The sequence below is a fragment of the Prescottella sp. GW823-FHT02E09 genome, assembly GCF_058797375.1.
The window spans coordinates 315,577-341,966 of record NZ_JBXAJP010000004.1 but is presented as its reverse complement, the minus strand read 5'-3'; the positions used below and the strand labels follow the sequence as shown (position 1 = coordinate 341,966).

Sequence of the window (26,390 nt, the reverse complement as noted above, 5' to 3'; positions counted from 1 at the left end):
CGTGCGTTACCTGATCTCTCGTGTTCGAACCGCGGAACTACTTGGCCGCGTTGTTGATCGCTGCGGTCATGTCGGTCGCGGCCTGGTCGACCGTCACCTTGCCCGTGAGCGCCGCGTTGGCATTGTCCATGATCGCCTTGGAGATGGCGTCGTAGTACGGCGTGACCGGGCGCGGCTTCGCATTCTCGAGTGCGGACTTCAGGGCCGGCAGGTACGGGTACTTGGCGATGAGCTCCTGGTTGTCGTAAACCGACTTCAGGACCGGCGGGAACGCAGCATCCGCGAACGACATCTGATTCTCCTCGTTCTGGATGAACGCGATGAAGTCACGTGCGGTCGCCTTGTTCTTGGAGAAGACGTTGATGCCGTTGTTGTAGCCACCAACGGTGGATGCGCCGGCGCCGGTCGGTCCGACGATCGGAGCGACGGCGACGTTGCCCTTGACCTTCGAACCGTCCTTCTGGGCGTTGTCCCACATGTACGGCCAGTTGTAGGCGTACATCGACTCGCCGCCGACGAATGCGAGGGCGGTCTCCTCCTCGGTGAAACCGATGGAACGCTTCGCGATCTGCCCGCCCTGGTAGGCGTCGACCAGGGCCTGCATGCCGGCCTTGGCCTGCGGGGAATCCACCTCGGGGGTGCTGCCGTCGGCGCCGACGACCGAGCCGCCCCACGAGTTGATGAACTGCGTGGTGTTGATGACCAGGCCCTCGTACTGCTTGAGCTGGGTGACCATGCAGTCCTGGACGCCCTTGTCCTGGGCGATCTGGCAGCTGTCGGTGAGCGCCTTCCAGTCCGCGGGGGCCGCGGGGGTGAGGTCGGTGCGGTAGTACAGCAGCTGCGCGTTGGTGTTCTGCGGCGCGGCGTACAGCTTGCCGCGGTACGTCGCGGACTCGACGGTGGCCGGCAGCAGCGGCGCGGTGTCGATCGCAAGTCCACCCTCGAGCGGCTGAATCCAGCCGTTCGCGGCGAACTCTGCCGTCCAGGGCAGGTCGAGAGCCATCACGTCGTAGTCGGCGTTGCCGGCCTGCAGCGACTGCACGAGCTTGGTGCGCTGGTCGTTCGCCTCGCCCGGCAGTTCCTTGAGGGAGACCTGCTCGTCCGGGTTGGCAGCGTTCCACTTCTCGATCACCGGCTGCAGCTTGTCGGTGTCGTTCTTGCCCATCGCGAACGAGATCGCGCCGCGGCCGTCGAGGTTCTGCTTGACGGCGTCGTCGGCGCTAGCGCTGCCGCCGTCGTCGCTAGAGCACCCGGCGAGGGCGAGCAGCGCGACGGCCGAGGCCGCCACCGCAACACGCGAACGCGTCTTGAAAGAACGCATGGTCCACCTTTCAGATAGACGTCTCCGGCCCCGGCGAACGAACACTGCGGACGTGAACTCCGCCGGACCGAGGCATATGTCGCCGCTTACTCTGGCACGGACGGGGGCAAATTTCGGTCATTACCCCCGGACTGGATCGGTCAGGGTCACCCGAGCCGTCGGCCGTCGGTGACCGAGAACAGATGTACCTCGGACGGATCGACGTGCAGGTTCACCCGTTCGCCACGGGCGGGAGGGTTGCGCCAGTCGGTGCGGGCAACCATCTGGTGTTCACCGGGGCCGCCCAGTCCGGTGCGCCCGTAGACGAAGGCGTCGGCGCCGAGTTCCTCGACGACGTCGACGTCCAGTGCGATGCCGGTCGTGCCGGGTGCCGGCTCCAGGTGCTCGGGACGGATACCGAGCACGACCTGGCCCTCGGGGATCTCCGCGATGGTTTCACGGGAAACCGGGATCACCGCGTCGCCCAGTTGCACGCCGCCGTCGGTGACCGGCAGCGTCAGCATGTTCATCGACGGCGAGCCCATGAATCCGGCGACGAACTGATTGACCGGACGGCTGTAGAGCTCACGCGGCGGGGCGCACTGCTGCAGGACACCGTCCTTGAGCACCGCGACCCGGTCGCCCATCGTCATGGCCTCGACCTGATCGTGCGTCACGTAGACGGTGGTGGTGCCGAGTCGGCGCTGCAACTGCGCGATCTGGGTGCGGGTCTGCACACGCAGCTTCGCGTCCAGGTTCGACAGCGGCTCGTCCATCAGGAACACCTGCGGGCTGCGGACGATCGCGCGTCCCATCGCGACGCGCTGCCGCTGGCCGCCGGACAGCGCCTTGGGCTTGCGGTCGAGGTAGGGCTCGAGGTCGAGCATCTTCGCGGCTTCCTGCACGCGGCGTTTGATCTCGTCCTTCGGTGTCTTCGCGAGTTTGAGCGCGAAGCCCATGTTCTCGGCGACGGACATGTGCGGGTAGAGCGCGTAGTTCTGGAACACCATCGCGATGTCCCGCTCCTTGGGCTCCTGGCCGGTGACGTCGTGGTCGCCGATGAGGATGCGCCCGTCGTACACCTCCTCGAGCCCCGCGAGCATGCGCAGCGAGGTGGACTTGCCGCAGCCGGACGGGCCGACCAGCACGAGGAACTCGCCGTCCTCGATATGGAGGTCCAGCTTGTCGACCGCGGGGGTCGTCGCGCCCGGGAACAGGCACGTGGTCTTGTCGAATGTCACCGAAGCCATGGTGGAGCGGTCCCTTCACCGGCAGGAACGTGCCGGACGATCCGAGTTAGGGGTGATGCGCGCAGATTATCCCCCGATGAGTTTTCGCGCCACGCCGAGTCGACACCGGGGAGACGCCCGCACAGGTTCGGGAGCGAAGGGATCGACCATGAACAGCGACCGCGAGCAGATCCGCGTCCTCATCGAACGCTGGGCCGCCGCCGTGCACCTGGGCGATATGAGCGGGGTCCTCGCCGACCACGCCGACGACATCGTGATGTTCGACGTTCCGCCGCCGCACGACGGCGTCCGAGGGATGGCCGCGTACCGCGAAACCTGGCCGCCCTTCTTCGAGTGGCAGGCGCAGGGCGCCGTCTTCGAGATCGTGTCACTCGAAGTCACCGCCTGCGCCTGACGGTGGGGTTACGCCGCGAGCGGGGGAACTGGCTCGTCGCGCACGAGCACCACTCCTTCGCGGACGTCGGCGCGACGGTGTCGTGACCTGGCCACCGTGACGTCGGCGCGAGCCGTACGAGATGGAGATTCCGGCCCGCCTCCGCACAGGCTCGCCCCAGCTGCCCTGCACTCACCCTGATCCACGGACGCGGCGACTTTCGGTCGTCGTCCTTCCGGTCACTGTCACGGCATCGGGCTCGAATTGTCTTCCACCAGTGGGTCGTCAATCCGGGCGAACGGCTTCGAGCTTCCTGCGGCCGTGGACCCCGAATCCCGAATGAACTACCGAACCCAGTGCTTCCGAGAGCTTTTCACGGCAGCTCGGAGATACAGCCTCGACAGTCGGCCCGACACCCCGAGTACCCCCGCAGCACCATCAACCGTCGCTCACCCGATCAGGACCTGTCACCGCCATCGCATCACACTGCGATGGCACCGTGCGACTCCGCCGCCGATGGCAAGAATGTCGCGAATACTGTTCTCCAGCAGCTAGTTTACCCACGTTGCGCTGACCTACCCGCCGTGGCGCCTTACCGGTTCTCGAACGGCCGCGAACAACCAACCCCCAACCGGCGCCGTTCCGGCAGGGGAGTCGTCTTCCTCGCATAGCGAGAGGTTTGGAAGTTCTTTACCTAGAAGTTGATCACCCGTCCAACTCGAACTGTACGTTGCATCGTGCTCCGACCGATCCGGTTACCCTCACGCTGAAAGGACGCCATGTCGTCCCGTGCACTCCGAATTACCACGATCGCCGGTCTTGCCGCCGGAATCGCTGTCGCAGGCCTCCCGTCCGCTGCGGCCGCACCTGCCCCGACCACCACCACGTCGTCCTTCCAGGTGACCTGCCAGGCGGTACCGAGCGCCTACTCGGGTCCCAGCTCCGACGGCCGGGTTGCCACGGTGAAGGTGTCCGCGCCCTCCACGGTGGCTCCGGGCGAGCGCTTCGACATCGAGATCGACCCCGGCATGGTGGAGATTCCGAACACCGTCAGCGGCGCGAACGTGCAGAAGATCTCCCGCGCCAAGATCGATATTGCCCTTCCGGCCAATGCCCGGTTCGTTTCGGCGGTCGTCACTCACCCCGGCAATCTGTTCGCGGGCACGTCGGCGTCGGCCATCCGCGTCGACGAGTCCGGCACCCCGTCCCGCACCGGCTCGATCCTGCGAGTCTCCGGCGGCAATGCGACCATCGGCAACGGCCCGAACTCGTCGACCACCTCGCACGACGGCATGGCGATCAACGCCCAGTCCGGGCCGTCGACCAGCATCGTGTTCCCCAAGGTACGAATCACACTGGACGCCGGGAAGTCCGGAACGATCGAGCCGGCAGTGCGCACCGCAGGTGCCGCGGGCACGTTCGGCACTCCGGAGTCCTTCCTCACGTTCCTCCCCCAGGTGAACCACTGGCTGGCGGGCAACATCTGGGCACCGAGCTACTGTTCGCCGCGCGACAACGAGAATGCCGAGTTCAATTCGGGTGCAGGACCTCTCGCGACAATCGGCATCGAAGGCGATCCGGTCGACCCGGTCGACCCGGAACCCAGCACCGAGGTGCTCGCCCTCGTCGAGGGGCCGACGACTGCGGCCACCGGCGCGAACCTCGCCTTCGCCACCAAGGTGGATCCCGAAACATCCACCGGTACAGTTCAGTTCATGGTCGACGGGAAGCCGGTCGGCGATCCCCGTCCGGTCGTCCGCGGCATCGCGGTGCTCGACCTGACCTTCGACAAGGCAGGCACCAAGTCGATCACCGCCGTGTTCACCGACCAGGACGGTAACCAGCACACCACCACCGCTCATGCCCTCACCGTCACCGGTGGCGGCACGGGCCCGGTCGACCCTGACAACCCCAGCGGCTCCGGCAGCCTTGCCGGGATCCTGCCGGGCCTCGACACCGGTTCGCTCAGCGGACGCTGATCCAACATCCTTGCACCGAAAGGCGTTCAATGAAGCTCGCTCCCTTGACTACCGCGCTCGCCACGTCGGCGATGGCGGCAGGCCTCCTGACGGTCGGCACCCCCACGGCCGTTGCTGACACCGTCACCAAGTACATCCCCTTCCAGCATTCCTGCCGGGTCGACGGGGCCCCACGCTGGGATTTCACCTTCACGGACAATCTCGAAGTCAATGCGCCGGAGGCGGTCCGCCCCGGAGAAGAGTTCACCGTCACCCTGCACCCCGGCGTCATGCGTTCCGGCGGCGCGGACACCGGCCGAATCAAGTACGACCTTGCCGTGCCGCAGGGCGCGGAGCTGCTGGCCTACACCCTCACCCCCGACAGCTCGAGCAACCTCGTCGGTGAGACCCCGACGCTGCTGCGCGTCGGCGCCGACGGCAATCCGAGTGACACGGGCGAGTTCCTCCGGATCACCGGCACCGGAAACAAGACGGTCATCGACGGGCCGAGCCCCGACGACAGCACTTCCAGCGAGGGACTACAGGTCAAGGCCGACACCGATTTCCAGCTCCCCAAAGTCGAATTGACCCTACGGGCCGGTGAGACGGAGGGTTCGTCGATCACCACAGCCCTCCGCACGGGTGACGCGTACCCGAGCACCAAGATCAGGAACTCCAGCATGAGCTTCCTCGAGTCGCACGTGAGGTCGAGCGGCGAGACGCAGTTGAGGCCGGCCGCCGGCTACTGCGTCGCGACGGGCGCCGGTCGCGACGCCCTGTCCGTCACCGAGGTGTTCTCGCCGGACCAGACCGAGACGGCGGTTGACGTCGCGCTCGAGGCGCTGGCCGGGGACGAGGTCAAGATTGCGGCAACAGTGAATCCCAGCCCGGGCGAGGGCACGGTCGAGTTCTTCGACGGCACCACGCTGATCGGGAGCGCGGAGGTCGACGCGAACGGCAGTGCCGAGATGATCTGGTCGTTCCGGGACCGCGGCGAACACCCGATCACCGCGAAGTTCACCGGCAGCAAGAGGTTCGGCGCGTCCACCTCGGATGACAAGACGGTCACCGTCACCGCGCCCGGCGTTGTGGTGGTCGAGCCTGCCGATCCGGTCACCACGGGCGGCGGCAGCCTGGAGAATCTGCTCTCCGGCCTGATGGCCGGATCCGCCGGCGGCCGCTAGCCTGCCGGGCAGGGTGGCCGGTCGGGCAGGGTGACCGGTCGGGCAGGGTGACCGGTCGGGCGTGTGATCCTCACAATCCACCTGCCCGATCACGTCGCCACGCGTCGCCCCAGGCCGACAGGAGACTGCGACGATCCGCGACGAGCGCGGGTCGTCGCAGTCGCGGCCTTGCTCGTCTGTCCCGACGGGAGCTCGGTCTGGCCGCGATCGGTCGGACCCGGCGCCTCCGGGTGACAGCGGCGTGGATGGGCCATCGGAAGTCGGCCGTAGCGGGTCGAACGGTTGGAACACCTTCGATCAACCCCACCGTGCATCCGACGATCACCGGGAACCTCGAAACAAAGACACGGTCTCGGGCAACCACTGCAACCGTTGTCAGACACGTCCCAACCTGGGCGCAACCCCGTGCAGCGGGGCGCATGCGGGTTTACGGTGAGAACGAACCCCCGCACGAAGGAGTCGCCCATGACCCGAGCTGTGCGCATCGGCCTGCAACTGCAGCCGCAGCACGCCCCCGATTACGGCATGATTCGCGACGCCGTACTGCGCGCCGAGGACGCCGGGGCCGACGTCGTCTTCAACTGGGACCACTTCTATCCGCTGTACGGCGACCAGGAGGGTGCGCACTTCGAGTGCTGGACCATGCTGGGCGCGTGGGCCGAGCAGACCGAGCGGGTCGAGATCGGCGCGCTCGTCAGCTGCGCCGGCTACCGCAATCCGGACCTGCTGGCCGACATGGCCCGCACCGTCGACCACATCAGTGGCGGACGGCTGATCCTCGGGATCGGCGCCGGCTGGTTCGAGAAGGACTACGACGCCTACGGCTACGAGTTCGGTACCCCCGGATCCCGTATCAAGCTGCTGGGGGAGTACCTGCCCCGCATCACCGGACGTCTCGGGAAGCTCAATCCCGCTCCCACCCGGCACATTCCGATGCTGGTCGGCGGTAGCGGCGAGAAGAAGACACTGCGCCTGGTCGCCGAGTACGCCGACATCTGGCACGGATTCGGCGATCGGGACGAGTTCGTCCGCAAGTCGGCGATCCTCGGCGAGCACTGCGGCGACGTGCAGCGGGACCCGCACGCGATCGAGCGCTCCACGTGGTGGCACGGCGTGGACGAGGCCGCGGCCTACGTCGACGCCGGCGTCACGTTGTTCACCGTGAATGCGAGTGGACCCGACTACGACCTGACCAGCCTGCGCGAGGCCGTCGCGTGGCGCGACGAGCACACGCCGCCGCAATTGTCCGGGCTCGCGTAGGCCCGAGCACTCCGATGTCCACCGCCGCCGCTTCCCGATCCAGGGCGGGAGCGGTGCTGCTGGCGATACTGCTGCCGCTGTTGGCGTTGGCCGCCTGCTCGTCCGGCGACACCTCGAGGTCGGCGGGCGACCTGTGCACCCCTCCCGGGGTGAGCAGCGCGACGGCGCTACCGCCCAACCTCGACACCGCGGCCTCGGCCGCAGCCGAGGACCGGTACACCACCCCGAACACGATGCCGCTCAGCGGCATCGACACGTCGAAGCTGAATCTGGTCAAGCCCGGGACCCTGACGGTCGGCACGCTGTCGGATGCACCGCCGAGCATCTGCGTCAACTCGCAGAACGTCTTCACCGGATACGACAACGAACTGCTGCGGGCGGTCGCGGCGAAACTCGGCCTGCAGGTGGAGTTCGTCGGCACCGACTTCGCGGGGCTGCTCGCACAGGTCGCCGGTCACCGGTTCGACGTCGGATCGTCGTCGATCACCACCACCGACGCCCGCCGGGAACTCGTCGGGTTCACCAACGGCTACGACTTCGGCTACTTCTCCCTCGTGGTGCCGAACGGGAGTGCGATCAAGGGCTTCTCGGACCTGACCGAGTCCACCCGGATCGGGGTGGTGCAGGGCACCGTGCAGGACGACTACGTCGTCAACACCCTGGGGCTGGACCCGGTGAAGTTCCCGGACTACAACACGGCGTACGCCAACCTCAAGACCGGGCAGATCGACGCCTGGGTGGCGCCGTCGCAGCAGGCCGAGGGCGCGATCGCGCCCGGCGATCCGGTGTCCATCGTGCAGAACACCTTCAGCCTCAACAACTTCGTGGGCTGGGCGGTCGCGAAGGACAATCCGGCGCTGATCGATGCCCTGAACTCGGGGCTCGACGCGGTCGTCGCGGACGGCACCTGGGCGCAGCTGTACTCGGACTGGGTGCCGCGCGCCCTGCCGGAGGGCTGGAAGCCGGGCAGCAAGGCCGCACCGGCGCCCGAACTGCCCGACTTCGCGGCCCTCGCGGCCGAGAAGGAGCCCGAGTCCGAACCGGCCGCGACGCAACCGAAGTCGACGCTGCAACAGCTCGGCGACACGTTCTTCGACTGGGAGTTGTACCAGCGCGCCTTCCCCGACCTGCTCCGCACCGGGCTGCCGAACACCCTGATCCTGGCGTTGACGTCAGGCATCGCGGGCACGGTGATCGGAATGCTGCTGGCGGTGGCCGGGATCTCGCGCACCCGGTGGCTGCGCTGGCCGGCCCGAATCTACACCGACATCTTCCGTGGCCTGCCCGCCGTGGTGATCATCCTGCTCGTCGGTCTCGGCGTGGGTCCGGTCGTCAAGGGGCTCACCGGGAACAACCCGTACTGGCTGGGTGCGGCGGCACTGTCGCTGCTGGCCGCCGCGTACATCGGCGAGATCTTCCGGTCCGGCATCCAGAGCGTCGAACCCGGGCAGATGGAGGCCGCTCGTGCGCTGGGCTTCTCGTACCGCCGGTCGATGGTGCTCGTGGTGATCCCGCAGGGCGTGCGGCGGGTGCTGCCGGCGCTGATGAACCAGTTCATCTCCTTGATCAAGGACTCGTCACTGATCTACTTCCTGGGGCTCTTGGTGACGCAGCGGGAACTGTTCGCCGTGGGCCGGGACCTCAACGCCCAGACCGGGAACCTGTCGCCGCTGGTCGCCGCCGGCCTGTTCTATCTGGCGCTCACGATCCCGCTCACACACCTGGTGAACTACATCGACCGGCGGCTGCGCACCGGACGCGCCGACACCTCGGGCACGCTCGACGAACTCGACCAGGCCATCGTCGTGGAGAGGGGCTGACGCCATGAGCGACATCGCGACCGAGTCGGTGTCCCTCACCGGGACCGGGCTGCACCTGGCCTTCGGAACCAACAAGGTGCTGCGCGGGGTTGACCTGCACGTCGACGCCGGCAAGACCGTCACCGTGATCGGGCCGTCGGGGTCGGGCAAGTCGACCCTGCTGCGGGTCCTCAACCGGCTGCACGAACCGAACGCGGGCGACGTTCTGCTCGACGGACGTTCGGTGCTGGCCGACAACCCGGATCACCTGCGCCAACGGATCGGGATGGTGTTCCAGCACTTCAACCTGTTCCCGCACAGGACCGTCGCCGACAACATCGCGCTAGGACCCCGCAAGCTCAAGAAGCTGTCCAAGGACGCGGCACGGCAACTGGCGCTCGAACAGCTCGAACTGGTGGGCCTGACCAACAAGGCCGATTCCCGCCCGGGGAACCTGTCCGGTGGTCAGCAGCAGCGCGTCGCGATCGCCCGGGCCCTCGCGATGAAGCCGCAGGTGATGTTCTTCGACGAGGCCACCTCGGCGCTCGATCCCGAACTGGTCAAGGGCGTGCTCGCGCTGATGGCCGACCTCTCGACCACCGGCATGACGATGGTGGTGGTGACCCACGAGATGGGCTTCGCCCGATCGGTGTCGGACACGGTGATGTTCATGGACCGGGGTGTCGTCGTCGAATCCGGCGAGCCCGACCAAATGTTCGACAAACCCGCGACTCCCCGTCTGCAGGCATTTCTGTCCGAGGTTCTCTAGGGTGATGCGCGGATGGGATTCGGACTTCGTGGTTCACCGGGGGTGTTCGCAACCCGTTCGGGGGCCACGCCCTGAGGAAGCGAGACGGTCCTGAGAAGCGTACGAAGATTCAGATTGCTGCTGATAGCGCTGCTGTCGGTGGTCACGCTTGCCAACTGCGGTGCGGGCCTGCCCCCGTCGCCAGACTCTGCGGGCCGTGTGACGGCGTCGGCGGACGGACTGCGCCTGGACGGGGAGAAGTGGTGGCCCGCCGGATTCAACGCCTACCAGCTGTCGACCGACTGGGCCGTCAATCGCGGCTGCGGTGGAATGGTCGACCGGCCCAGCTACTTCGGCTCGCTGCCGCCGCATTCGCTGACGCGGTTCAACGCGTTCCAGGAGCTGGCGATCAACAAGTTCACCGGCGAACTCGATTTCACGGCGATGGACGCGGTGTTCGCCGAGGCCGAGGCCCACGACCAGATGATCATTCCGGTCCTGTCGGCACAGGACGGCGCCTGCGAGAGCGAGCAGTTCAAGGACCGTCAGTGGTACGTGGGCGGCTGGAAGACCGAGAACGACAACGACACCCGGCTGACGTTCGAGCAGTGGGTGCAGACCGCGGTGAACCGGTGGAAGGATTCGCCGGTCGTCGCCGCGTGGGAGCTGGTGGGCGAACCGGATCCCGGTGAGTGCGTCGACGGCAACTGCGACTGGTGGGTGCGCACGTGCCCCACGGACGCCGCCGAGGTCCTGCGCGACTTCATGGAGGAGGCGGGCGCCCAGATCAAGTCGATCGCCCCGGATCACCTCGTCACCGCCGGGCTGATCGGCGGCGGCCAGTGCGGCACCGGCGGCGACGACTACCAGTACGTGACCGAGTCGGACAACGTCGACTTCGTGCAGTACCACGACTACGGCGCCGACGGCGTGCCTCTACCGGGTGACCAGTGGAACGGGCTGGCTCGGCGGATCGACCAGGCCGAGGCGGCGGGAAAGCCGTTGCTGGTGGCGGAGATCGGCGAGAACGCCGGGTCGTGCAAGACGCTGCAGGACCGGGCGTCGAGCATCGGCCGGAAGATCACCGGTCAGCGAGCTGCGGGGACGGCGGGTGCCCTGCTGTGGGCGTTCGTGCCGGACCCGCGCGAGAGCGAGTGCACGATGGACATCGGCGCCGACGATCCCCTCTTCCCACTCATGGCCGGGTTCAACACGGTCGGGTAGCCCTCCGCGGTCAGGGGGTGTCGGGGGTGCTGCCGGGGGTGCTCGGAGTGCTGGGGGTGCCCAGGCCGTGGAAGGTCTTCTCCCAGTACGACGGATTGCGCAGCAACTGCCAGCAGCCCTTGGCGGCAGCGATGCTCATCATCAGCCAGTAGATCGGCACGGTCACGCAGGCGAGCAGCAGGTGCGAGTTTCCGGTCTCGCGGCAGCCGACGATGTTCATGTAGATCGCGGCCGCATTGCCGAACACCAGCGAGATCAGGGCGCCGTAGTAGATGTACGGCGGAAACACCTCGGCGACGACGAGTGGTTGGCCCAACAGCCAGGTGAGCGTGATGAACCAGAACACCAGGTTGAGGCACGCGATGATCGGGGTGCCGGCCAGCAGCAGCGTGAACCGGACGAAGCTCACCGGGCCGATGGTCCGCCACAGCTCCAGCGGGCGCCGGGTGTGCACCAGCCACGATTGCAGATAGCCCTTGTACCAACGGGATCGCTGCCGAATCCAGTTGATCGGGTCGCTGTTGGCCTCCTCGATGGTGGTCGAGTCCAGCACCGCGGTGGAGTAGCCCGACGCCGCGATCCGCACACCCAGGTCGGCATCCTCGGTGACGTTGTAGGCGTCCCACGCGCCGATCTCGTCGAGGACCGACCGTTCGAGATGATTCGACGTGCCACCCAACGGAATCGGCGACCGGGTCTTCATCAGGCCGGGCAGCAGGAAGTTGAACCACACCGCGTACTCGGCCGTGAACCATCCGGTGAGCAGGTTCTGGCGGCCGTTGTCGTACGCCAGCTTGGCCTGCACGCATGCGACGTCGTCGGGCTGACGGGCGAAAGTCGCGACCACGCGACGCAACTGCAGCGGGTCGGGCTTGTCCTCGGCGTCGTAGATGGTGACGATCTCACCGGTCGCGAAGTGCAGTCCGTAGTTGCACGCCTTGGGCTTGGTGCGCGGCTCGGCGGCCGGCACCAGCAGCACGGTGACGATCTCACCACCCGGCACCGCGATCGCGTCCTTCGCGGCCTCGACGGTGCCGAGGTCGTCCTCCTCGAGCAGCAACAGCACCTGCAGCTTGTCCCGCGGGTATTCGATGGCCGTCATGCCCGCGACGAGGTCGTAGATCACCTCGGTCTCGTCGTACGCCGGCACCAGGATCGTGTACGTGGGCAGTTCGTCGTCCGGGATCGCGCGCGCCTCCTCGTCGGTGACGGTGACGATGGCGTCGCGGTCGAGTCCGCGAGCGAAGATGATCAGCCGGTCGATCATGGTCGCGACGTACGCGATGGTGCACACCGCGGTGAGGATCGTGATCGTCACGATCGGGAAGAACACCACGCACACCGCCACGACCAGCGCCGACGCGATTCCGAGGTTGCGCTGCCACGGCACGAACGCGACGGACGCCGACGCCAGCGGATGCTGCTCCCGCAGCCCGGAGACGGCGTCGTGCAGCGCCGCGGACTTGAATGCCTCGGTCGCGAGGGCGTCGCCGGCGGTCATGCCCCGCCCGCCTGCCACTGCGCGTCCACGAGCTGCGTACCGAAGACGGTGAGCATGTCGCGATCCTTGTACTGGGGGTTCTCGTCCACGGTGACTGCGTTGCCGCGAACCAGCACGTTGAACGTGTTCGTGACGTCGGACGCCATCGACGGCGTCGGCTGCGGGAAGCGCGCGTCCGGCCGATGGTCGTCGACGGTGATGAGGTTGACGCGCTGCATCCACTCCCCGCGCGACCACGTGAACGTCAGCAGGCTCCAGGTCAGCAGCGCGTCCTGGTCGACGATCGTCGACAGTTCACCGGCCACACCGTGCCCGAGGTCGACGGGCACGCCGGGACTGCGGCGGGCCTCGGTGAGCCGGTAGAGGGTATCGGTGGGATACACCGTCAGCAGGGCGGGTCGCACGGTGTCGAGGGTGTCGACGACGACGCGGCGCGGGCGCGACTGCGCGTCCCAGTCGGGGTTGCCGTCGGTGGCCACCACCGTCTGCCGGGTCAGTGTCGCGTTGCTCCCGAAGAAGCGGTCGGCCCAGTCGAACTCGGCCTCACGTTCCTGCTTCCAGCCGTCCGGGACCGTCAGCACCGCATCGGTGGACGGCGGTCCGGTCGCGATCACGGTCGCGGGGGGATCGGGCAGGGGGAAGAACGACAGCAGCACGGCGACGGCCACCACGAACAGACCGGACCGTACGAGGCCGCTGCGGACGGCGGCGGGTCGCTGCGGCGCCACCGAGTACGCGGCCCGCCGGTCGGTGAAGAAGTAGCCGTACTGCAGATACATCGCGACGCCGACGACGATCGCGGCCACGGCGGCCGGCACGAACTGCACCACCAGGCGGTGCGCGTCGGGGAACACGAACCGGATGACCGCGAGGACGGCCAGGCCCACGACTACTGTCGCCGTCGCGCCGATCAGTCCCCGCCGCCGGGACCGACCGACCGCGATCGCGGTGGCCGCCGCCGCGAGAGCCGTGAGCACGACGCTGACGTGCTGAGACTGTCCGCCGATCATCACGACGACCATCCGATAGGGGAGCGGCGCGACGACGACGAGCATCAACCACACCGGCCAGAAGCGGCCCACCGGGCGCAGGCCGAACAGCAGGACGGCGGCACTCATCACGAACAGCAGCCACGCGAGCACGTCGATGCGCAGGAGACTGAACTGCGCCTCGTAGCGCGGCAGCAACTGCCACTGGATCGCCACCGCGACCACCATCCCCATGCCGCCGACGATGCTGTCGATCTGACGGTCGTGGATGGGCAGTTCGTCGGTGCGCCGGCGCGCGACGCCGATCGCCGCGACGGCGGCCAGGAACGGCATCACGAATATGTACCCGAGCAGGTCACCGCCGCGCAGGTCGTCGACGGTGCGGAGGATCGACGGCCAGAACGCTCCGAGTGAGCACACCACGATCAGCAGCCATCGCGCCGTGATCGACAGCGTGGTCGAACGCGCGAGCGAATATGCAGCCGAAGGACTCTCGGCGGAGCCCGAGGCCGCGACGGCGTCCGCCACAGCGGCTGTCGGGGAATCGACCGGCACGGCGAGGCCGCCATCGGCGGGGGACGTCTCGACACCCGGGGTGGCACGCGACACTTCCGGCTCCCTCCCGCACGCACTCGAACAGATGTGTGGTCGTTACGTTTTCGCGACACCCGGGCGGCGTGATCGACTCCGACTCGCTTCCGTTCCCATCTTGACTCATCGCCCACGCAGGCGCGACGTTACCGGGTGTGACGGGTGTCGCGAGGTGACAGAACTCTCCGAATCACATGGATGAAACTTCAACTAGTGAATGCCCGTTTGGTGAGGCATCGTGATTGAATGACCGGCGAGCGAAGCTTGCGTCTCAACAGGTTCGAAACGGACCCCATCGGCGCACAACGAGATTCGAGGGGCTCGATCCCCGACTTCTTCGTTCGGTCGACCCGCGCGCATCTCGTCCGGCGCCGGGGGAACGGCAGCAATCGGGGTACGACGACACGGGGAGAATCCATGGTGACCATCGGCAGTGCGCCACCGCGACGCACGCTCGCGACGCTCGCGGCGGGCACGTTGATCGCGATCGCATCACTGATCCCGGCCGCCGGCGCAGCGTCGGCTCAGGACGACGACCCGACAGCTGTTACCGGACAGTCAGTTACGTTCACCGAGTTGGGCCGGCCGTCCGACATCCAGTTCGCGTCGGACTCGACGCCGGTGACTGTGACCCTTCCCGTACCGGACGGATTGTCCGCACAGCGTCTCGTCGGAACCCTCACCACCCCAATGGACTTCCGCGAAGGCTGGCTCGAGGTCCGCGCGGAGGGTCGCACCGTCGCGCGCATCGACATTCCCGCCGCATCCGAGGCCGGCGTCCCGTTCTCGGTTCCGCTCGACGGCCTCACCGTCGCCGACCGCTCCGTGACGCTGTCGATCGCGAGCCATTCCATCCCGCTCGACGACCGGTGTTACGACCGCAGCCAGTTCGCGCCGATGACGCTGCGCGACGCGTCCGTCGTGTACGGCGGCACCGAACGCCAGCCCACCACGCCCGCGGAGTTCCTGCCGCCGATCCTACGGAAGCTGAGCATCGTCGTCGCCGACGGCACGTCGCAGGCGGAGCAGAACGCGGCGCTGACGCTGAGCACCGCGATCGTCAACCACTACGGCAGCCAGCCGACCCGGGTCGAGCTCGCCGAGCTGCCCACCGGCGGCGCCCTCCCCGACGTCCGACCGGCCCCGTTCGAACGGACCATCGTCGTGGGCGGTGCGTCCGAGGCCGGGATCGGTCTCCAGCCCGCGCCGTCCGGCGTCCCGCTGCTCCGCATCACCGGCAACGACGCCGCGCTGTCCTCCCAGATCGATCTGTTCGTCGCCAACCTCGACGGGTACGCGGCCGCGAGCCGCGCAATCGCGACCCCGGACAAAAAGGTCCCCGCGGTCGCGCAGGACGTCGTCACACTCGGAGAGCTCGGGATCGGCTCGCTCACCGCGTCCGGACTCAACCACATCGCGGTGCCGATCGAGATCAACCAGACCCAGCTGGGCCGCCCGATCCGCGACCTGTCGGCACACCTGACCGGCACGTACGTTCCGCTGCCGGCGTCGCGCAGCGGCATCCTCACGGTCAGCCTCGGCGGCGTGCAGCTGACCAGTGCCGCACTGGACTCCTCCGGGAAGTTCGACGTGCAGGTCACCGTCCCGAACAACCTGCTCGCGCGGTACATGGTGCTCGACGTCGCCCTCGACATCACCGGCGACTTCCAGTGCGGTACCAGCGACGCGTCGTCGCTGACGGTCGATCCGCGCAGCACCGTCGCGTCCGAGGTCGCGTCGCCGCCGCTGCCCGGCGGGTTCCCGTCGCTGCCGCAGACGATGCTGCCCACCGTGGACGTCGGGCTGGGCGGCGGTGACTTCGCGGACCTGGTGCGCGCCGACCGACTGCTCGTGCAGATGCAGCGCGGCAGCTACCTGCCGCTGCAGCCGCGGGTCCGCTCGTTCGACGACGCGGCGTCCGGCACGCTCCCGGCCATCCTGATCGCCGCCGACGGCGACGTCCCCGACTTCGTCGACCAGCCGCTGCGATCGGCCGACCCGGCGCTGCTGGCGCTGCAGGGTGTCACCGGCAACACCGCGTACGGCGCGATCCAGGTCCTCGAACCCGGCAAGCGGACGCTGGTCGTGGCCACCTCGAACGGCTCGGCGGGTGATCTCGACGCGCTGCTCGACTGGCTCGATGCCGACCCCACCCAGTTCCCCAGGCTCACCGGCGACGTCCTGATCGGTCCCCGCGACGCGGCACCGTTCGCGATCGGCGTGCGCGTCACCGACATCGCCGGGCAGACCGCCGCCGACGACGACTCCGGAATCGGGGCCGGGACCATCGTCGCGATCGCCGCCGGCACCGCGGTACTCGCCGTGGTCGTGGTGGGCGCGACAGTATGGCAGCGCCGGCGCAGGGCATGACGGCCACGACGGCTCCGAGCTCGGCGACGGTTCCGGCCGCCGGGCTCGACCGCGCGCCGACGCCGCGGCCACGACGCAAGCCGTGGCTGCTGTACACGCTGGTGTTCGTCGCCTACCTCGCAGTGGGCGTGTACATGAACCTCGGTATCGGCTTCATCTTCACCGACTCCCTGTCCCGGGTCGCGGCCGTGTCGGGCGTACTCCTCAGCCGTGATCCGCACCTCGCGGCCATCGGCTTCGTGTTCACCCCGCTGACCGCGCTGGCTCAGCTTCCGCTGGCGACACTCGGCCACTGGTGGCCGGAACTGTTGCGCTGGAACCTGACCGCCGTCGTGATGTCGGCGTCGTTCATGGCCGGCGCGGTGATCCAGATTCGCGGAATCGCCCGCGACCGAGGCTGTTCCACGATCCTCGTCGTGACGCTCACGGCCCTGTTCGCGCTCAACCCGATGATCGTGATGTACGCGGCCAACGGGATGAGCGAGGCCCCGTTCCTGTTCTTCGCGTGCTGGGCGGTGCGCCGGCTGATCCGCTGGATCCGCAGCGACGGCGTGCACGACCTCATCACCGCCGGAATGGCTTTCGCGCTCGCGTACCTCACCCGCTACGACGCGATCGCCCCGATGTTCGTCGCCGGCGCACTCGTCGCCCTGATCAGCCTGCTACGGCACCGGAGCGGCCCGCGCTCGACGCGCAGCGACCGATGGTGGGCCGCCGCCGTCGACGCCACCCTCGTGATCGGGCCCGGGGTCGCGGCGTTCGTCGCGTGGTCGTTCACGAGTTGGCTGATCACCGGCACGGCGTTCCAACAGTTCTCGTCCGTGTACGGCAACAGCGCGATCCTCGAACAGTCCGGCGGCGGCACCACCACTGCGGTGGAACGCGCGCTGTTCTCGCTCACGGAGATGGCGGTGCTCGCCCCCGCCCTGCCGCTACTGTTGGTGGTCGCCGGTGTCTTGGCCGTCCGGCGGCGTGACGCCGAGATCCTCGTGCCCGTCGCAGTGTTCGGCGCGGTTCTCGGAACGCAATCGCTTCTCTACCTGATGGATTCGACGTTCCCGTTCCTGCGGTTCTACATCACGATCATTCCGTTCGCGTTCGTGCTGGTGATGCTGTTCGCACCCAGTCGCGCGCCGGTGATCTCGCACCGTCCCGGCCACTCGGCCCCGCCCGCGCGGCCCGTTCCGCCGTATCCGGGCCCGTCGCCGCTGGTGGCCTTCGCGGTGTGTCTGCTGGTGGGCTCCACCGCGGTCACGACGGTCGCGATGGGCAATGCCCGACTCGCGGCGCTCGAACACTCGATCGCCAGCGCGATCGTGCCCGGACGGAACGACCCCGCCGAACTCGCGATCCTGCGCACCTTCGGCGCCGAGCGGCGCATCGCCGAGTACCTCGACAACCTCGACCTGCCCGACGGCTCCGTGCTGCTCGACACCGTCGAGGGCTTCGCGGTGGTGACCGCGTCGACCGATCCCAAGCAGTTCGTGATCACGTCCGACACCGACTTCTCCCGGATCCTCGAGGACCCGGCCGGACACGGCGTGCAGTACATCCTCGCCGTGCCCAACACCAAGCGGGGCGTTGCCGATGCCGTCAACCGACGCTATCCGACGATGTTCGAGACGGGGTCCGGTGGTGTCGGCGCGCTCGTGCTCGAGATGCGCAACGACGGTGGCACCGAACCGGAGATGTGGCGCCTCTACCGGGTCACCGGGCAGCTCACGCCGGGCGGCTGAGCAAGGACACCCAACCTCCGATCGCTGTTGGCCCGCCGTTCACCCGGGGGTCGCCGAAGGCTCGTTCCCGGCTTCTACGGTGCGTGCGTTGCCGACGTATGTCGGCGTTGTCCGTTTCCGAGTTCGGGAGTCCACGGTGAGCCTCAAACCCCTCGCACTGTTCGTCAAGCACGACGGTATGTCCTCGCGCGCGTCGATCACCTGCCAATACAAGTGCGGCAATGCCTGTGCGCACGACGTTCCCAACGACTCGCAGGGCGAGTATTTCGGCGACATCGTGCGCAACGCGGTCACCCGCCGCGGAGTCCTGCGGGGCGGAGCGGCCGCCGTGCTCGCGGTCGGCGCCGGCAGCGTGCTCGCCGCGTGCTCCGACGACACCGCCACCGCCCAGTCCGGCTCGGCCGACGGCGCCGCATCCGGATCCGGTTCGTCCGGCAGCACCCCGGCCCCCGGCACGAACTTCGAGGCGATCGCACCGAACAAGGAAGACTTCGTCACCGTCCCCGAGGGTTACGAGCAGGCCGTCGTGATCCGCTGGGGTGACCCGATCTTCGAGGACGCGCCCGCGTTCGACTTCGACAACCAGACCGCGGCCGCCGCCGAGAAGCAGTTCGCGTTCAACAACGACTTCGCGGGTCTGCTGCCGATCGAGGGCAAGCCCAACACGTACCTGCTGGTCGTCAACCACGAGTACTCCACCGAGCCGTTCATGTTCCGTGGCTACGACAAGGAGAACCCCACCGAGGAGCAGGTGCGCATCGGCTGGGCCAACCACGGCCTGTCCGTCGTCCAGGTCCAGGGCGAGGCCGGGTCCGGCAAGCTCACGCCGCAGTTCGGCGCCTACAACCGCCGCATCACCGGGCTCACCGACTGCGTGGTCACCGGCCCCGCCGCCGGCAGCCCGCTGCTGAAGACCTCGGCCGACCCCACCGGCGCGCTCGTCAAGGGCACGCTCAACAACTGCGCGGGCGGCGTGACCCCTTGGGGCACCGTGCTTTCCGGTGAGGAGAACTTCAACCAGTACTTCGCCGGAGCCGAGCGGGTGACCGATCCGGCCGCCGCCGCACAGCTCAAGCGATACGGCATCGAGGGCGACGCCTCCGAGCGCAAGTGGGAGCGCTTCGACCCCCGCTTCGACGTGGTGGCCGAGCCCAACGAGTCCAACCGCTTCGGCTGGGTCGTCGAGGTCAATCCGTGGGACGCATCGTCGACCCCGGTCAAGCACACCGCGATGGGCCGCTTCAAGCACGAGGCCGCGACGATCTACATCACGAGTGACGGCACCGTGGTCGCGTACAGCGGCGACGACGAGCGCTTCGACTACATGTACAAGTTCGTCTCGTCGCGCAAGATGCAGCCCGGCAACAGCCAGGCCGCGATGCGCCACAACATGACGCTGCTCGACGCCGGCACCCTGTACGTCGCGAAACTGACGGGCGACGCCCCGGACGCGATCGACGGCTCCGGCAAGCTGCCGCCGTCGGGCGTGTTCGCCGGCAAGGGCCAGTGGATTCCGCTGCTGCGCACCGGCGAGGACGGGCGTGGCGAGTCGCTGGTCGACGGCATGAGCGCCGACGAGGTCGCCGTGTTCACCCGCATGGCCGGCGACAAGGTGGGCGCCACCAAGATGGACCGCCCCGAGGACTTCGAGCCCAACCCCAAGACCGGCAAGGTCTACGTGGCGCTCACCAACAACACCAAGCGCGGCGAGGAGGGCAAGGCTCCCGCCGACACCGCGAACCCGCGCAACAACAACAAGAACGGCCAGGTCCTCGAGATCGACGACCAGCACGCCGGGACGTCGTTCACGTGGAATCTGCTGCTGGTGTGCGGCGATCCGGCCACCGCCGACACCTACTTCGGTGGCTTCGACAAGTCTCAGGTCAGCCCCATCTCGTGCCCCGACAACCTCGCGTTCGACCCGCACGGCAACCTGTGGATCTCCACCGACGGCAACGCCCTCAAGTCCAACGACGGCCTGTTCTCGGTCGTCCTGGAGGGCGAGCGCCGCGGCGAGACCAAGCAGTTCCTCACGGTGCCGATCGGTGCGGAGACGTGCGGCCCGATCGTCGACGAGAAGCGCGTCGTCGTGTGCGTGCAGCACCCCGGTGAGACCGACGGTGCCAGCATCGAGACGCCGTCGTCGCACTGGCCGGACGGCGGCACCTCGCAGCCGCGTCCGTCGGTGGTGGCGGTCTGGAAGTCCGGTGGCGGGCGGATCGGCCTGTAGTCGCACCCGATCCTGAACACAGCGATGGGGTGGAGGACTCACGTCCTCCACCCCATCGCTGTGTCTGAGGCTATGACTGCTCGGCGGTGTGGGCGCCGACGAGGTCGGCGATCGACGGATTGCGTCGCAGCGTCTGCCCGCCGCTCACCTGCAGCACCTGGCCCGTGACGAACGCGGATTCGTCGCCCGCGAGCCACGCGGCCACGTTCGCGACGTCCTCGGCGACGCCGACCCGCCCGAGCGGGATCTCCCGCAGGTAGAGCGACCGGATCGGCGGGTAGTTCAGCCCACCACCCGACATCGGGGCGTCCGCGACACCGCCCGGGGCGATGGAGTTCGCCCGGATCCCACGGTGGCCGTATTCGTTGGCGATACAGCGGATGACGTGGTCGATACCGGCCTTCGTGCCCATGTAGGCGGCATGGTTCTCGAACATGATCGACGCGGTGACCGAGGAGATCTGGATGATCGAACCGCCGTCCGCCAGGTTCGCGACGAGCCGCTGGAAGAACTGGAACGGCCCGGTGAACTGGACCGCCGCCATCTTCTCGAGATCCTCGCGCGTGGTCTCCTCGAACGGGGCGAGCAAACCCCACCCGGTCGCGTTGACGCCGACGTCGATGCGGCCGAGGCGTTCTCGGGCCGTGGCGACGAGTGCGTCCAGGTCCGACTCCGACGTGATGTCGCACTGCTGCCACTGCGCGCCGATGTCCTCGGCAACCGACGCCACCGCGTCGGGGCGTCGTCCGGCGATCAGCACCGCGGCGCCGTCGTCGACGTAGCGGCGGGCGATGGCGTGTCCCACGTTGCCGGGCGCGACGCCCAGCACGATTGCGGTCTTACCGCTCAGTTTCGTCATGCGGACAACTATCCCTGTCAGCTCCCGAAGAAGTTGCGCGCGTACATGTTGATGTCGCCCATCGACCCGCTGTAGACGTTGAGGTCGATGTTCGCGCTCACGCCGGGGATCCGGCCGCTGTCGGTGTACTGCCAGAAGGCCCAGTTCTTCCAACCACCCGGCAGCGGGCCGGGGTAGTTGCCGCCGTTGTAGTCGGCGATCCACAGCGGGTAGTTCGAGAACTCGGTGGTGTCGGCCATCGCGGTGCGCCAGAAGTTGGGGTATGTGTAGATGATCGGGGTACGGCCGGTGAGGCCCTGCACCGCGTTGAGGTAGCGGCGCGTCCAGTCGATCAGCTGCGGCGCGGCGAGGCCGCCGGTGCTCTCGAGGTCCAGGACCGGCGGCAGTCCGCCGATCTGGTTGACGGCGAGCGCGTTCGCGGCGAAGAACGCGGCCTGCGCCTCGGGCGAGGCGGACGGATCCGCGTAGTGGTACGCGCCGCGCGCCACCCCCGCAATGCGCATCGCGAACGAGTCCTGCGCGAAGTACGGGTTGGTGTAGAACAGGCCCTCGGTGGCCTTGACCATGCCGAATTCGTACCCAGCCCCGCGCACCGCCGACCAGTTGATGGCAGCGCCGTTCGGGTGCTGCCACGACGCCACGTCGACACCCTGCGGGTTCGCCACCGCGACCGCGGGTGCCGCGACAGTCACCGCCCCCGCCAGGAGAAGTGCAGCGACACGCGGAAGGGAGCGACGACGGTTCCTCGGCATTGCCCGAGACTAAATGACTTCCTCACCGGGCGCGCCGATTTCGTGCCGTTGTTCATCTGCTCTCAGCCGGTTCACAGGCTCGTTCGAAACCGTGTACTAACCGAGCCAGTCCAGCACCGCCGCCGCCGTCCACGACTGCTGCATGCTACCCAGCGGCTCACCCGTGAACGGCTCGTAGTACTCGGCGAAACTGCCGTCCGCGGCCTGCCGCAGTCCCTCCGCACGCAGCATCAGCGACCGCTCGGCCCACCCGCGGCGCGCGAACGCCCACGAGAACAACCACGTCATCACCGGCCACACCGGGCCCCGCCAGTACTCGCGGGCCCGGAAGTCGCGGGACACCGGCGACGTGGACGGTGGGACCGCGTACCGCAGATCCGGGTGCGTGCAGAAGCGAGGCCCCTCGAACGTGTGCAGCAGGGCCCGTTCGGCGTGACGATCCAACCCGCCGCACAGCAGCGGTGCGAACATCGCGATCGTCTCGGTGCCGATCCACCTTCCGGTGCGCACGTCGAAGTCGCGCGCCGCGCCCGTCCGCTCGTCGGTCGTCGCCGCGACCCCCTTGCGGAAGTGGTCGGCCCAGTAGTGCAATTCGCGGACGTCGGCGTTGGGGCGTGAATGCTCCTCCCCGATCACCGCGAGCACGTCGCACGCCAGCGCGAACACGGCGCTGACGAACACGTCCTGCACCGCGAAGCTCATCTTCTCGGCCAGTGCGTCGTCGTCGTACCGGGCGCTCTTCATCTCCTCGAGCAGCCACAGGTAGCGGTCGTACTCGCCGTTGCTGGGACGCTGCGAGACGTCGGTGACGACCGTGACGTCCTCGCGGCGGTACGGCGGGACGAGGCCGGGAATCACGTTGGTGTAAGCCGAATCCCAGCGGGGCGAATTGTCCATTCCGGACTCCCAGCCGTGATACAGCGTGATACGGCCGGCACCGTCGCGATCCCGGGCGTGCGCAAGCCACCGGTGCCAGCGCATCAGATCCGGCCAGCGCCGGTCCAGGAACTCCTCCGCGACCGCCCGGGTGCTCCGACCGTGCCGCCGGGAGTGGTCGAGAATCCGCTGCACCGCAATCGCGTGCACCGGCGGCTGCATGATGCCGGACGTGTCGACCCCGATCGGCGCGTATCCCGCCAGTTCCCGGCACGCCCAGCGAGCCGGTCCGGGGAAGTAGCCGTCGACACCGTTCGCGAACACGATGTGCGGGATCATCCCGTTGGACCACTGCGCCGACAGCAACGTGTCGAGTTCGACGACGGCCCGTTCGACGGACAGCGGCGCCAGACCGACCGCGACGAACGCCGCGTCCCAGCTCCACATGTGCGGATACAGCCGCGGGGCCGCGGTCGTCATCGCGCCCAGGTCGTTGCCGCGCAGGAGGTAGGCGGCGCGAGCCGCGAGCTGCGTCGGAGTGAATCCGGGGTCGATCATCGTCCCATTCTGCGACTCACCCGGCGAACGCGCGCGTCCAGGTGAGCAGGTCGTCCACCGGCCACGTGTTCACGACCCGGTCGGCCTCGACGCCGCAGCGGATCGCACGCTCGCATCCCAGCCCCTGCCACGCCAACTGCCCCGGAGCGTGCGCGTCGGTGTCGATCGAGAACAGGCAACCGATGTCGACGGCCAGATCGATCAGCCGGCTCGGCGGATCCCGGCGCTCGGGCCGACTGTTGATCTCGACAGCGACGTCGTGGTCACGGCACGCCCGGAACACCTTCTCGGCGTCGAACTTCGATTCGGGGCGGTTACCACGCCTGCCCTCGACGAGTCGTCCGGTGCAGTGCCCCAGCACGTTCACGCGCGGGATCCGGACCGCTCCGAGCATGCGCCTGGTCATCTCGCCACGATCGGCGCGCAGGTGTGAGTGCACGCTCGCCACCACCACGTCGAGTTGGTCCAGAAGGTCCGAATCCTGGTCCAGTGCACCGTCGTCCAGGATGTCGACCTCGATGCCGGTGAGGACCCGGAAGGGCGCCGTCACCCGATTGAGGTCACGCACCACCCGGAGTTGATCCCGCAGACGCTCCGCCGACAGGCCGTTCGCGACCGTCAGCCGTGGCGAATGGTCGGTGAGCGCACAGTACTGGTGGCCCAGGGCGGCGGCCGTCCGCATCATCTCGTCGATCGGGCTGCCACCGTCGGACCAGTCGGAGTGCACGTGCAGATCGCCGCGCAGCGCCGACTGCAGATCGCCGCCGTATCCGATCGGCTCGGCCGCGTCCCGCAGTTCCCGCAGATAGTCGGGGACCGCGCCCGACATCGCCTGCTCGACGATCGCCGCGGTCTTCGCTCCCAGACCGGGCAGCCCGGTCCAGCCGCCGGTGCGCTGACGCGTGTCCCGCTGAGCTTCGGTGAGCCCCGCGACGACGTCGGCGGCCCGCCGATACGCCCGGACGCGATAGGTGTCGGCGCGGCCGCGCTCGAGCCAGAACGCGACCTCGCGCAGCGCCTCGACCGGATCCGGGTTCGCCATGTGTCCATGGTGCCCCGCGACCCGCGACGACAGGGCCTATTCGTCGGTGACGGTGAGGGTGACCTCGATGTTGCCGCGCGTCGCGTTGGAGTACGGGCACACCTCGTGCGCCTTCTCCGTGAGCGTCAGCGCCTCGCCACGCTCGAGGTGCGGCAGCGAGACCTCCAACGTCACGGCCAGCCCGAAGCCACCGGAACCGTTGGGGCCGATACCGACCCGCGCGCCGACCGCGGAATCGGTGGTGTCGGCACCGGCCTGACGTGCGACCAACTGCAGCGCGGAATGGAAGCAGGCCGCATAGCCGGCCGCGAACAACTGCTCGGGGTTGGTGCCGTTGCCGCTGCCACCCATTTCCTGCGGAATGGCCAGGTCCAGGTCCAACCGGCCGTCGGACGTGCGGGCGCGGCCGTTGCGACCCTCGCCGGTGGCCAGTGCCTCTGCGGTGTAGACGATGTTCACGGTGCCTCTTCTCGGTTGTCGGACAGTGGGATCGGGGGAATGTCGAACTCGGTGGAGTGCAGATTGCGGCCGACGCCCAAGAGGACGTCGCGCAGCCGTTCGAGGTCCGGCCCGCTCAGGCCGGTGGCCCGCGCGAGACGGGCGGGGATGTCGGACGCCCGCGCCCGCTGTGCCGCGCCGGTCGCGGTGAGTCGGACGGTGACGCGACGCTCGTCGTCGGCCGCCCGCGTCCGCTCGATGAGCCCGGCGACCTCCAGCCGCTTGAGCAGCGGCGACAAGGTGCCGGTGTCGAGCTGGAGGGCGTCGCAGATCTCCTGCACGCCCTGTCCGTCCCGCTCCCACAACACCAGCATCACGAGGTACTGCGGGTACGTGATGCCCAGGTCGGCGAGCAGGGTCCGGTAGGCCGCGGTGGTGGCTCGGGACGCCGAGTACAGCGCGAAGCACACCTGCCGGTCGAGGGCCAGATCGTCGGTCACACCCACGAATGTAGACCACAATAATATTGTGCACAATATAAATCTGCGGTGAGGTCGCGACGGTGCCATGCTGGAGGAGGGTGCCGACATTTCCGGCGCGAAAGGCATGACGATGAGCCAGCAGAGACACGGACAGCACAATCGGATGCTCGTAGCGGCCACAGCGGCCGCGGCAGGACTCCTCGGCGGTGCGATCACCGGGTGCGGCGACATCATCGATTCGAGTCCCGCAACGCTCACCACCGAGGAGGAGGGCACCGACACACCCGAGAACCCGAGCGGACTGGAGCAGACGAACTCGTTCGGCTACATCCCCGAGCACGAGGAGACGTCCCTCGACACCGACCCGATCGAACCCGAGGGCGGCGGCATCGAGGACGACCCGTTCCAGCTGGGGGGAGGAACGATCCTTCCCGGCAGTGACGTCCGACTACCCGCCGAGCCGACTCTCACCACACCCGCCGGCTGACCAGGAGCGCGCCATCATGTTGCGACAGAGCGGCGGACCGGTACCGCGGCGGCTTGCGGTCGCCGTGACGGCGGTGTGCACGGTCCTGCTGCTCGGGGGCGCAACCACCGCGTGTGACGACAACATCGGGTCCACACCCGAACTCACCACGACCGAGCAGGGCAGCCCCGAGGACACCAGCGGCCTGCAGCCGTCGGACTCGTTCGGCTACATCCCGGAACACGAGTCACCGCTGCCGAGCGCACCGATCGGGCCGGAGGGCGGTGGACCCTTCGGCAACGGCCCCTTCGACAATCCGGGACCGCCGCTGCCGGGAGGCCCGGGACTGCCCGCGCACGCCACCGTCGCTCCGACGCTGACCTCACCCGCGGGATGATCTTCGG

General features: G+C 68.3%; 21 protein-coding genes and 1 pseudogene. 12 read left to right on the top strand and 10 right to left on the bottom strand.

The features are described 5' to 3' along the window. Nucleotides 1-37: 37 nt before the first annotated feature. Nucleotides 38-1,321: an ABC transporter substrate-binding protein gene (locus AC1RIF_RS12215; protein WP_492601629.1), complete on the bottom strand. Its 1,284-nt coding sequence runs from the start codon at nt 1,319-1,321 to the stop codon at nt 38-40. A gap of 146 nt (nt 1,322-1,467) precedes the next feature. Next, entirely contained in the window at nt 1,468-2,550 is a 1,083-nt protein-coding gene (locus AC1RIF_RS12210) for an ABC transporter ATP-binding protein (protein ID WP_492601628.1), read from the bottom strand. 148 nt (nt 2,551-2,698) lie between these two features. Between AC1RIF_RS12210 and AC1RIF_RS12205 the strand changes: the two are divergent. The 7 genes and pseudogenes from AC1RIF_RS12205 (at nt 2,699) to AC1RIF_RS12175 (ending at nt 11,096) form a co-directional block, all read left to right on the top strand. Next, nucleotides 2,699-3,030 (top strand): annotated as a pseudogene (locus tag AC1RIF_RS12205) (nuclear transport factor 2 family protein). 672 nt (nt 3,031-3,702) lie between these two features. After that, nucleotides 3,703-4,902: an Ig-like domain-containing protein gene (locus tag AC1RIF_RS12200; protein ID WP_492601627.1), complete on the top strand. Its 1,200-nt coding sequence runs from the start codon at nt 3,703-3,705 to the stop codon at nt 4,900-4,902. A 29-nt stretch (nt 4,903-4,931) separates the two neighbouring features. Then, a complete protein-coding gene (locus tag AC1RIF_RS12195; RefSeq protein WP_492601626.1) occupies nt 4,932-6,065 on the top strand; it encodes an Ig-like domain-containing protein in 1,134 nt (377 codons plus the stop codon). 465 nt (nt 6,066-6,530) lie between these two features. Then, entirely contained in the window at nt 6,531-7,325 is a 795-nt protein-coding gene (locus tag AC1RIF_RS12190; RefSeq protein ID WP_492601625.1) for an LLM class F420-dependent oxidoreductase, read from the top strand. Nucleotides 7,326-7,339: 14 nt separating this feature from the next. After that, nucleotides 7,340-9,145 (top strand): ABC transporter substrate-binding protein/permease, encoded by a 1,806-nt coding sequence (locus AC1RIF_RS12185; RefSeq protein ID WP_492601624.1) that lies wholly within the window; start codon nt 7,340-7,342, stop codon nt 9,143-9,145. Nucleotides 9,146-9,149: 4 nt separating this feature from the next. After that, complete coding sequence (locus AC1RIF_RS12180; RefSeq protein ID WP_492601623.1) at nt 9,150-9,893, top strand: amino acid ABC transporter ATP-binding protein; 744 nt, start codon at nt 9,150-9,152, stop codon at nt 9,891-9,893. Between the two features lie 114 nt (nt 9,894-10,007). After that, a complete protein-coding gene (locus AC1RIF_RS12175; RefSeq protein WP_492601622.1) occupies nt 10,008-11,096 on the top strand; it encodes a cellulase family glycosylhydrolase in 1,089 nt (362 codons plus the stop codon). A gap of 10 nt (nt 11,097-11,106) precedes the next feature. On the opposite strand, the gene AC1RIF_RS12170 is transcribed toward AC1RIF_RS12175, so the two are convergent. Next, nucleotides 11,107-12,597 carry a glycosyltransferase gene (locus AC1RIF_RS12170; RefSeq protein ID WP_492601621.1) on the bottom strand — a complete coding sequence of 497 codons (1,491 nt, stop codon included), beginning with the start codon at nt 12,595-12,597 and terminating at the stop codon, nt 11,107-11,109. After that, nucleotides 12,594-14,195, bottom strand: a complete 1,602-nt coding sequence (locus AC1RIF_RS12165; protein ID WP_492601620.1) for a hypothetical protein — start codon at nt 14,193-14,195, stop codon at nt 12,594-12,596. The genes AC1RIF_RS12170 and AC1RIF_RS12165 overlap by 4 nt, the downstream gene beginning before the upstream one ends. Nucleotides 14,196-14,594: 399 nt before the next feature. Between AC1RIF_RS12165 and AC1RIF_RS12160 the strand changes: the two genes are divergently transcribed. The 3 genes from AC1RIF_RS12160 (at nt 14,595) to AC1RIF_RS12150 (ending at nt 20,513) form a co-directional block, all read left to right on the top strand. Next, nucleotides 14,595-16,547, top strand: coding sequence for a hypothetical protein (locus AC1RIF_RS12160; RefSeq protein ID WP_492601619.1), 1,953 nt, complete (start codon nt 14,595-14,597; stop codon nt 16,545-16,547). Next, a complete protein-coding gene (locus AC1RIF_RS12155) occupies nt 16,523-18,283 on the top strand; it encodes an ArnT family glycosyltransferase (RefSeq protein ID WP_492601618.1) in 1,761 nt (586 codons plus the stop codon). The genes AC1RIF_RS12160 and AC1RIF_RS12155 overlap by 25 nt, the downstream gene beginning before the upstream one ends. A 136-nt stretch (nt 18,284-18,419) precedes the next feature. Further along, nucleotides 18,420-20,513, top strand: a complete 2,094-nt coding sequence (locus AC1RIF_RS12150; protein WP_492601617.1) for a PhoX family protein — start codon at nt 18,420-18,422, stop codon at nt 20,511-20,513. Between the two features lie 70 nt (nt 20,514-20,583). Here the strand turns inward: AC1RIF_RS12150 and AC1RIF_RS12145 are convergent, their stop codons facing one another. The 6 genes from AC1RIF_RS12145 to AC1RIF_RS12120 form a co-directional block, all read right to left on the bottom strand. Further along, nucleotides 20,584-21,372, bottom strand: coding sequence for an SDR family NAD(P)-dependent oxidoreductase (locus AC1RIF_RS12145; RefSeq protein ID WP_492601616.1), 789 nt, complete (start codon nt 21,370-21,372; stop codon nt 20,584-20,586). 17 nt (nt 21,373-21,389) lie between these two features. Further along, on the bottom strand, nt 21,390-22,124 hold the full coding sequence (locus AC1RIF_RS12140; protein WP_492601615.1) for a glycoside hydrolase family 25 protein: 735 nt from the start codon (nt 22,122-22,124) through the stop codon (nt 21,390-21,392). A gap of 96 nt (nt 22,125-22,220) precedes the next feature. After that, nucleotides 22,221-23,558 carry a glucosylglycerate hydrolase gene (gene ggh / locus AC1RIF_RS12135; protein ID WP_492601614.1) on the bottom strand — a complete coding sequence of 446 codons (1,338 nt, stop codon included), beginning with the start codon at nt 23,556-23,558 and terminating at the stop codon, nt 22,221-22,223. 16 nt (nt 23,559-23,574) lie between these two features. After that, nucleotides 23,575-24,600, bottom strand: a complete 1,026-nt coding sequence (locus AC1RIF_RS12130) for a PHP domain-containing protein (RefSeq protein ID WP_492601613.1) — start codon at nt 24,598-24,600, stop codon at nt 23,575-23,577. A 36-nt stretch (nt 24,601-24,636) separates the two neighbouring features. Continuing rightward, nucleotides 24,637-25,059, bottom strand: a complete 423-nt coding sequence (locus tag AC1RIF_RS12125; protein ID WP_492601612.1) for an organic hydroperoxide resistance protein — start codon at nt 25,057-25,059, stop codon at nt 24,637-24,639. Beyond that, on the bottom strand, nt 25,056-25,538 hold the full coding sequence (locus tag AC1RIF_RS12120; RefSeq protein WP_492601611.1) for a MarR family winged helix-turn-helix transcriptional regulator: 483 nt from the start codon (nt 25,536-25,538) through the stop codon (nt 25,056-25,058). Before AC1RIF_RS12120 ends, AC1RIF_RS12125 begins: the two co-directional genes overlap by 4 nt. Nucleotides 25,539-25,650: 112 nt before the next feature. Between AC1RIF_RS12120 and AC1RIF_RS12115 the strand changes: the two genes are divergently transcribed. Beyond that, nucleotides 25,651-26,007 (top strand): hypothetical protein, encoded by a 357-nt coding sequence (locus tag AC1RIF_RS12115; RefSeq protein WP_492601610.1) that lies wholly within the window; start codon nt 25,651-25,653, stop codon nt 26,005-26,007. Between the two features lie 16 nt (nt 26,008-26,023). Beyond that, nucleotides 26,024-26,383 (top strand): hypothetical protein, encoded by a 360-nt coding sequence (locus AC1RIF_RS12110; RefSeq protein WP_492601609.1) that lies wholly within the window; start codon nt 26,024-26,026, stop codon nt 26,381-26,383. Nucleotides 26,384-26,390: the final 7 nt, after the last annotated feature.

Bases quoted from the DNA above. Each gene is read 5' to 3' on its own strand.
- AC1RIF_RS12200 (WP_492601627.1), top strand. From the start codon at position 3,703: ATGTCGTCCCGTGCACTCCGAATTACCACGATCGCCGGTCTTGCCGCC.
- AC1RIF_RS12110 (WP_492601609.1), top strand. From the start codon at position 26,024: ATGTTGCGACAGAGCGGCGGACCGGTACCGCGGCGGCTTGCGGTCGCC.
- AC1RIF_RS12140 (WP_492601615.1), bottom strand. From the start codon at position 22,124: ATGCCGAGGAACCGTCGTCGCTCCCTTCCGCGTGTCGCTGCACTTCTC.
- AC1RIF_RS12180 (WP_492601623.1), top strand. From the start codon at position 9,150: ATGAGCGACATCGCGACCGAGTCGGTGTCCCTCACCGGGACCGGGCTG.
- AC1RIF_RS12185 (WP_492601624.1), top strand. From the start codon at position 7,340: ATGTCCACCGCCGCCGCTTCCCGATCCAGGGCGGGAGCGGTGCTGCTG.
- AC1RIF_RS12190 (WP_492601625.1), top strand. From the start codon at position 6,531: ATGACCCGAGCTGTGCGCATCGGCCTGCAACTGCAGCCGCAGCACGCC.
- AC1RIF_RS12145 (WP_492601616.1), bottom strand. From the start codon at position 21,372: ATGACGAAACTGAGCGGTAAGACCGCAATCGTGCTGGGCGTCGCGCCC.
- AC1RIF_RS12195 (WP_492601626.1), top strand. From the start codon at position 4,932: ATGAAGCTCGCTCCCTTGACTACCGCGCTCGCCACGTCGGCGATGGCG.
- AC1RIF_RS12215 (WP_492601629.1), bottom strand. From the start codon at position 1,321: ATGCGTTCTTTCAAGACGCGTTCGCGTGTTGCGGTGGCGGCCTCGGCC.
- AC1RIF_RS12115 (WP_492601610.1), top strand. From the start codon at position 25,651: ATGAGCCAGCAGAGACACGGACAGCACAATCGGATGCTCGTAGCGGCC.
- AC1RIF_RS12155 (WP_492601618.1), top strand. From the start codon at position 16,523: ATGGCAGCGCCGGCGCAGGGCATGACGGCCACGACGGCTCCGAGCTCG.
- AC1RIF_RS12210 (WP_492601628.1), bottom strand. From the start codon at position 2,550: ATGGCTTCGGTGACATTCGACAAGACCACGTGCCTGTTCCCGGGCGCG.
- ggh (WP_492601614.1), bottom strand. From the start codon at position 23,558: ATGATCGACCCCGGATTCACTCCGACGCAGCTCGCGGCTCGCGCCGCC.
- AC1RIF_RS12160 (WP_492601619.1), top strand. From the start codon at position 14,595: ATGGTGACCATCGGCAGTGCGCCACCGCGACGCACGCTCGCGACGCTC.
- AC1RIF_RS12130 (WP_492601613.1), bottom strand. From the start codon at position 24,600: ATGGCGAACCCGGATCCGGTCGAGGCGCTGCGCGAGGTCGCGTTCTGG.
- AC1RIF_RS12170 (WP_492601621.1), bottom strand. From the start codon at position 12,597: ATGACCGCCGGCGACGCCCTCGCGACCGAGGCATTCAAGTCCGCGGCG.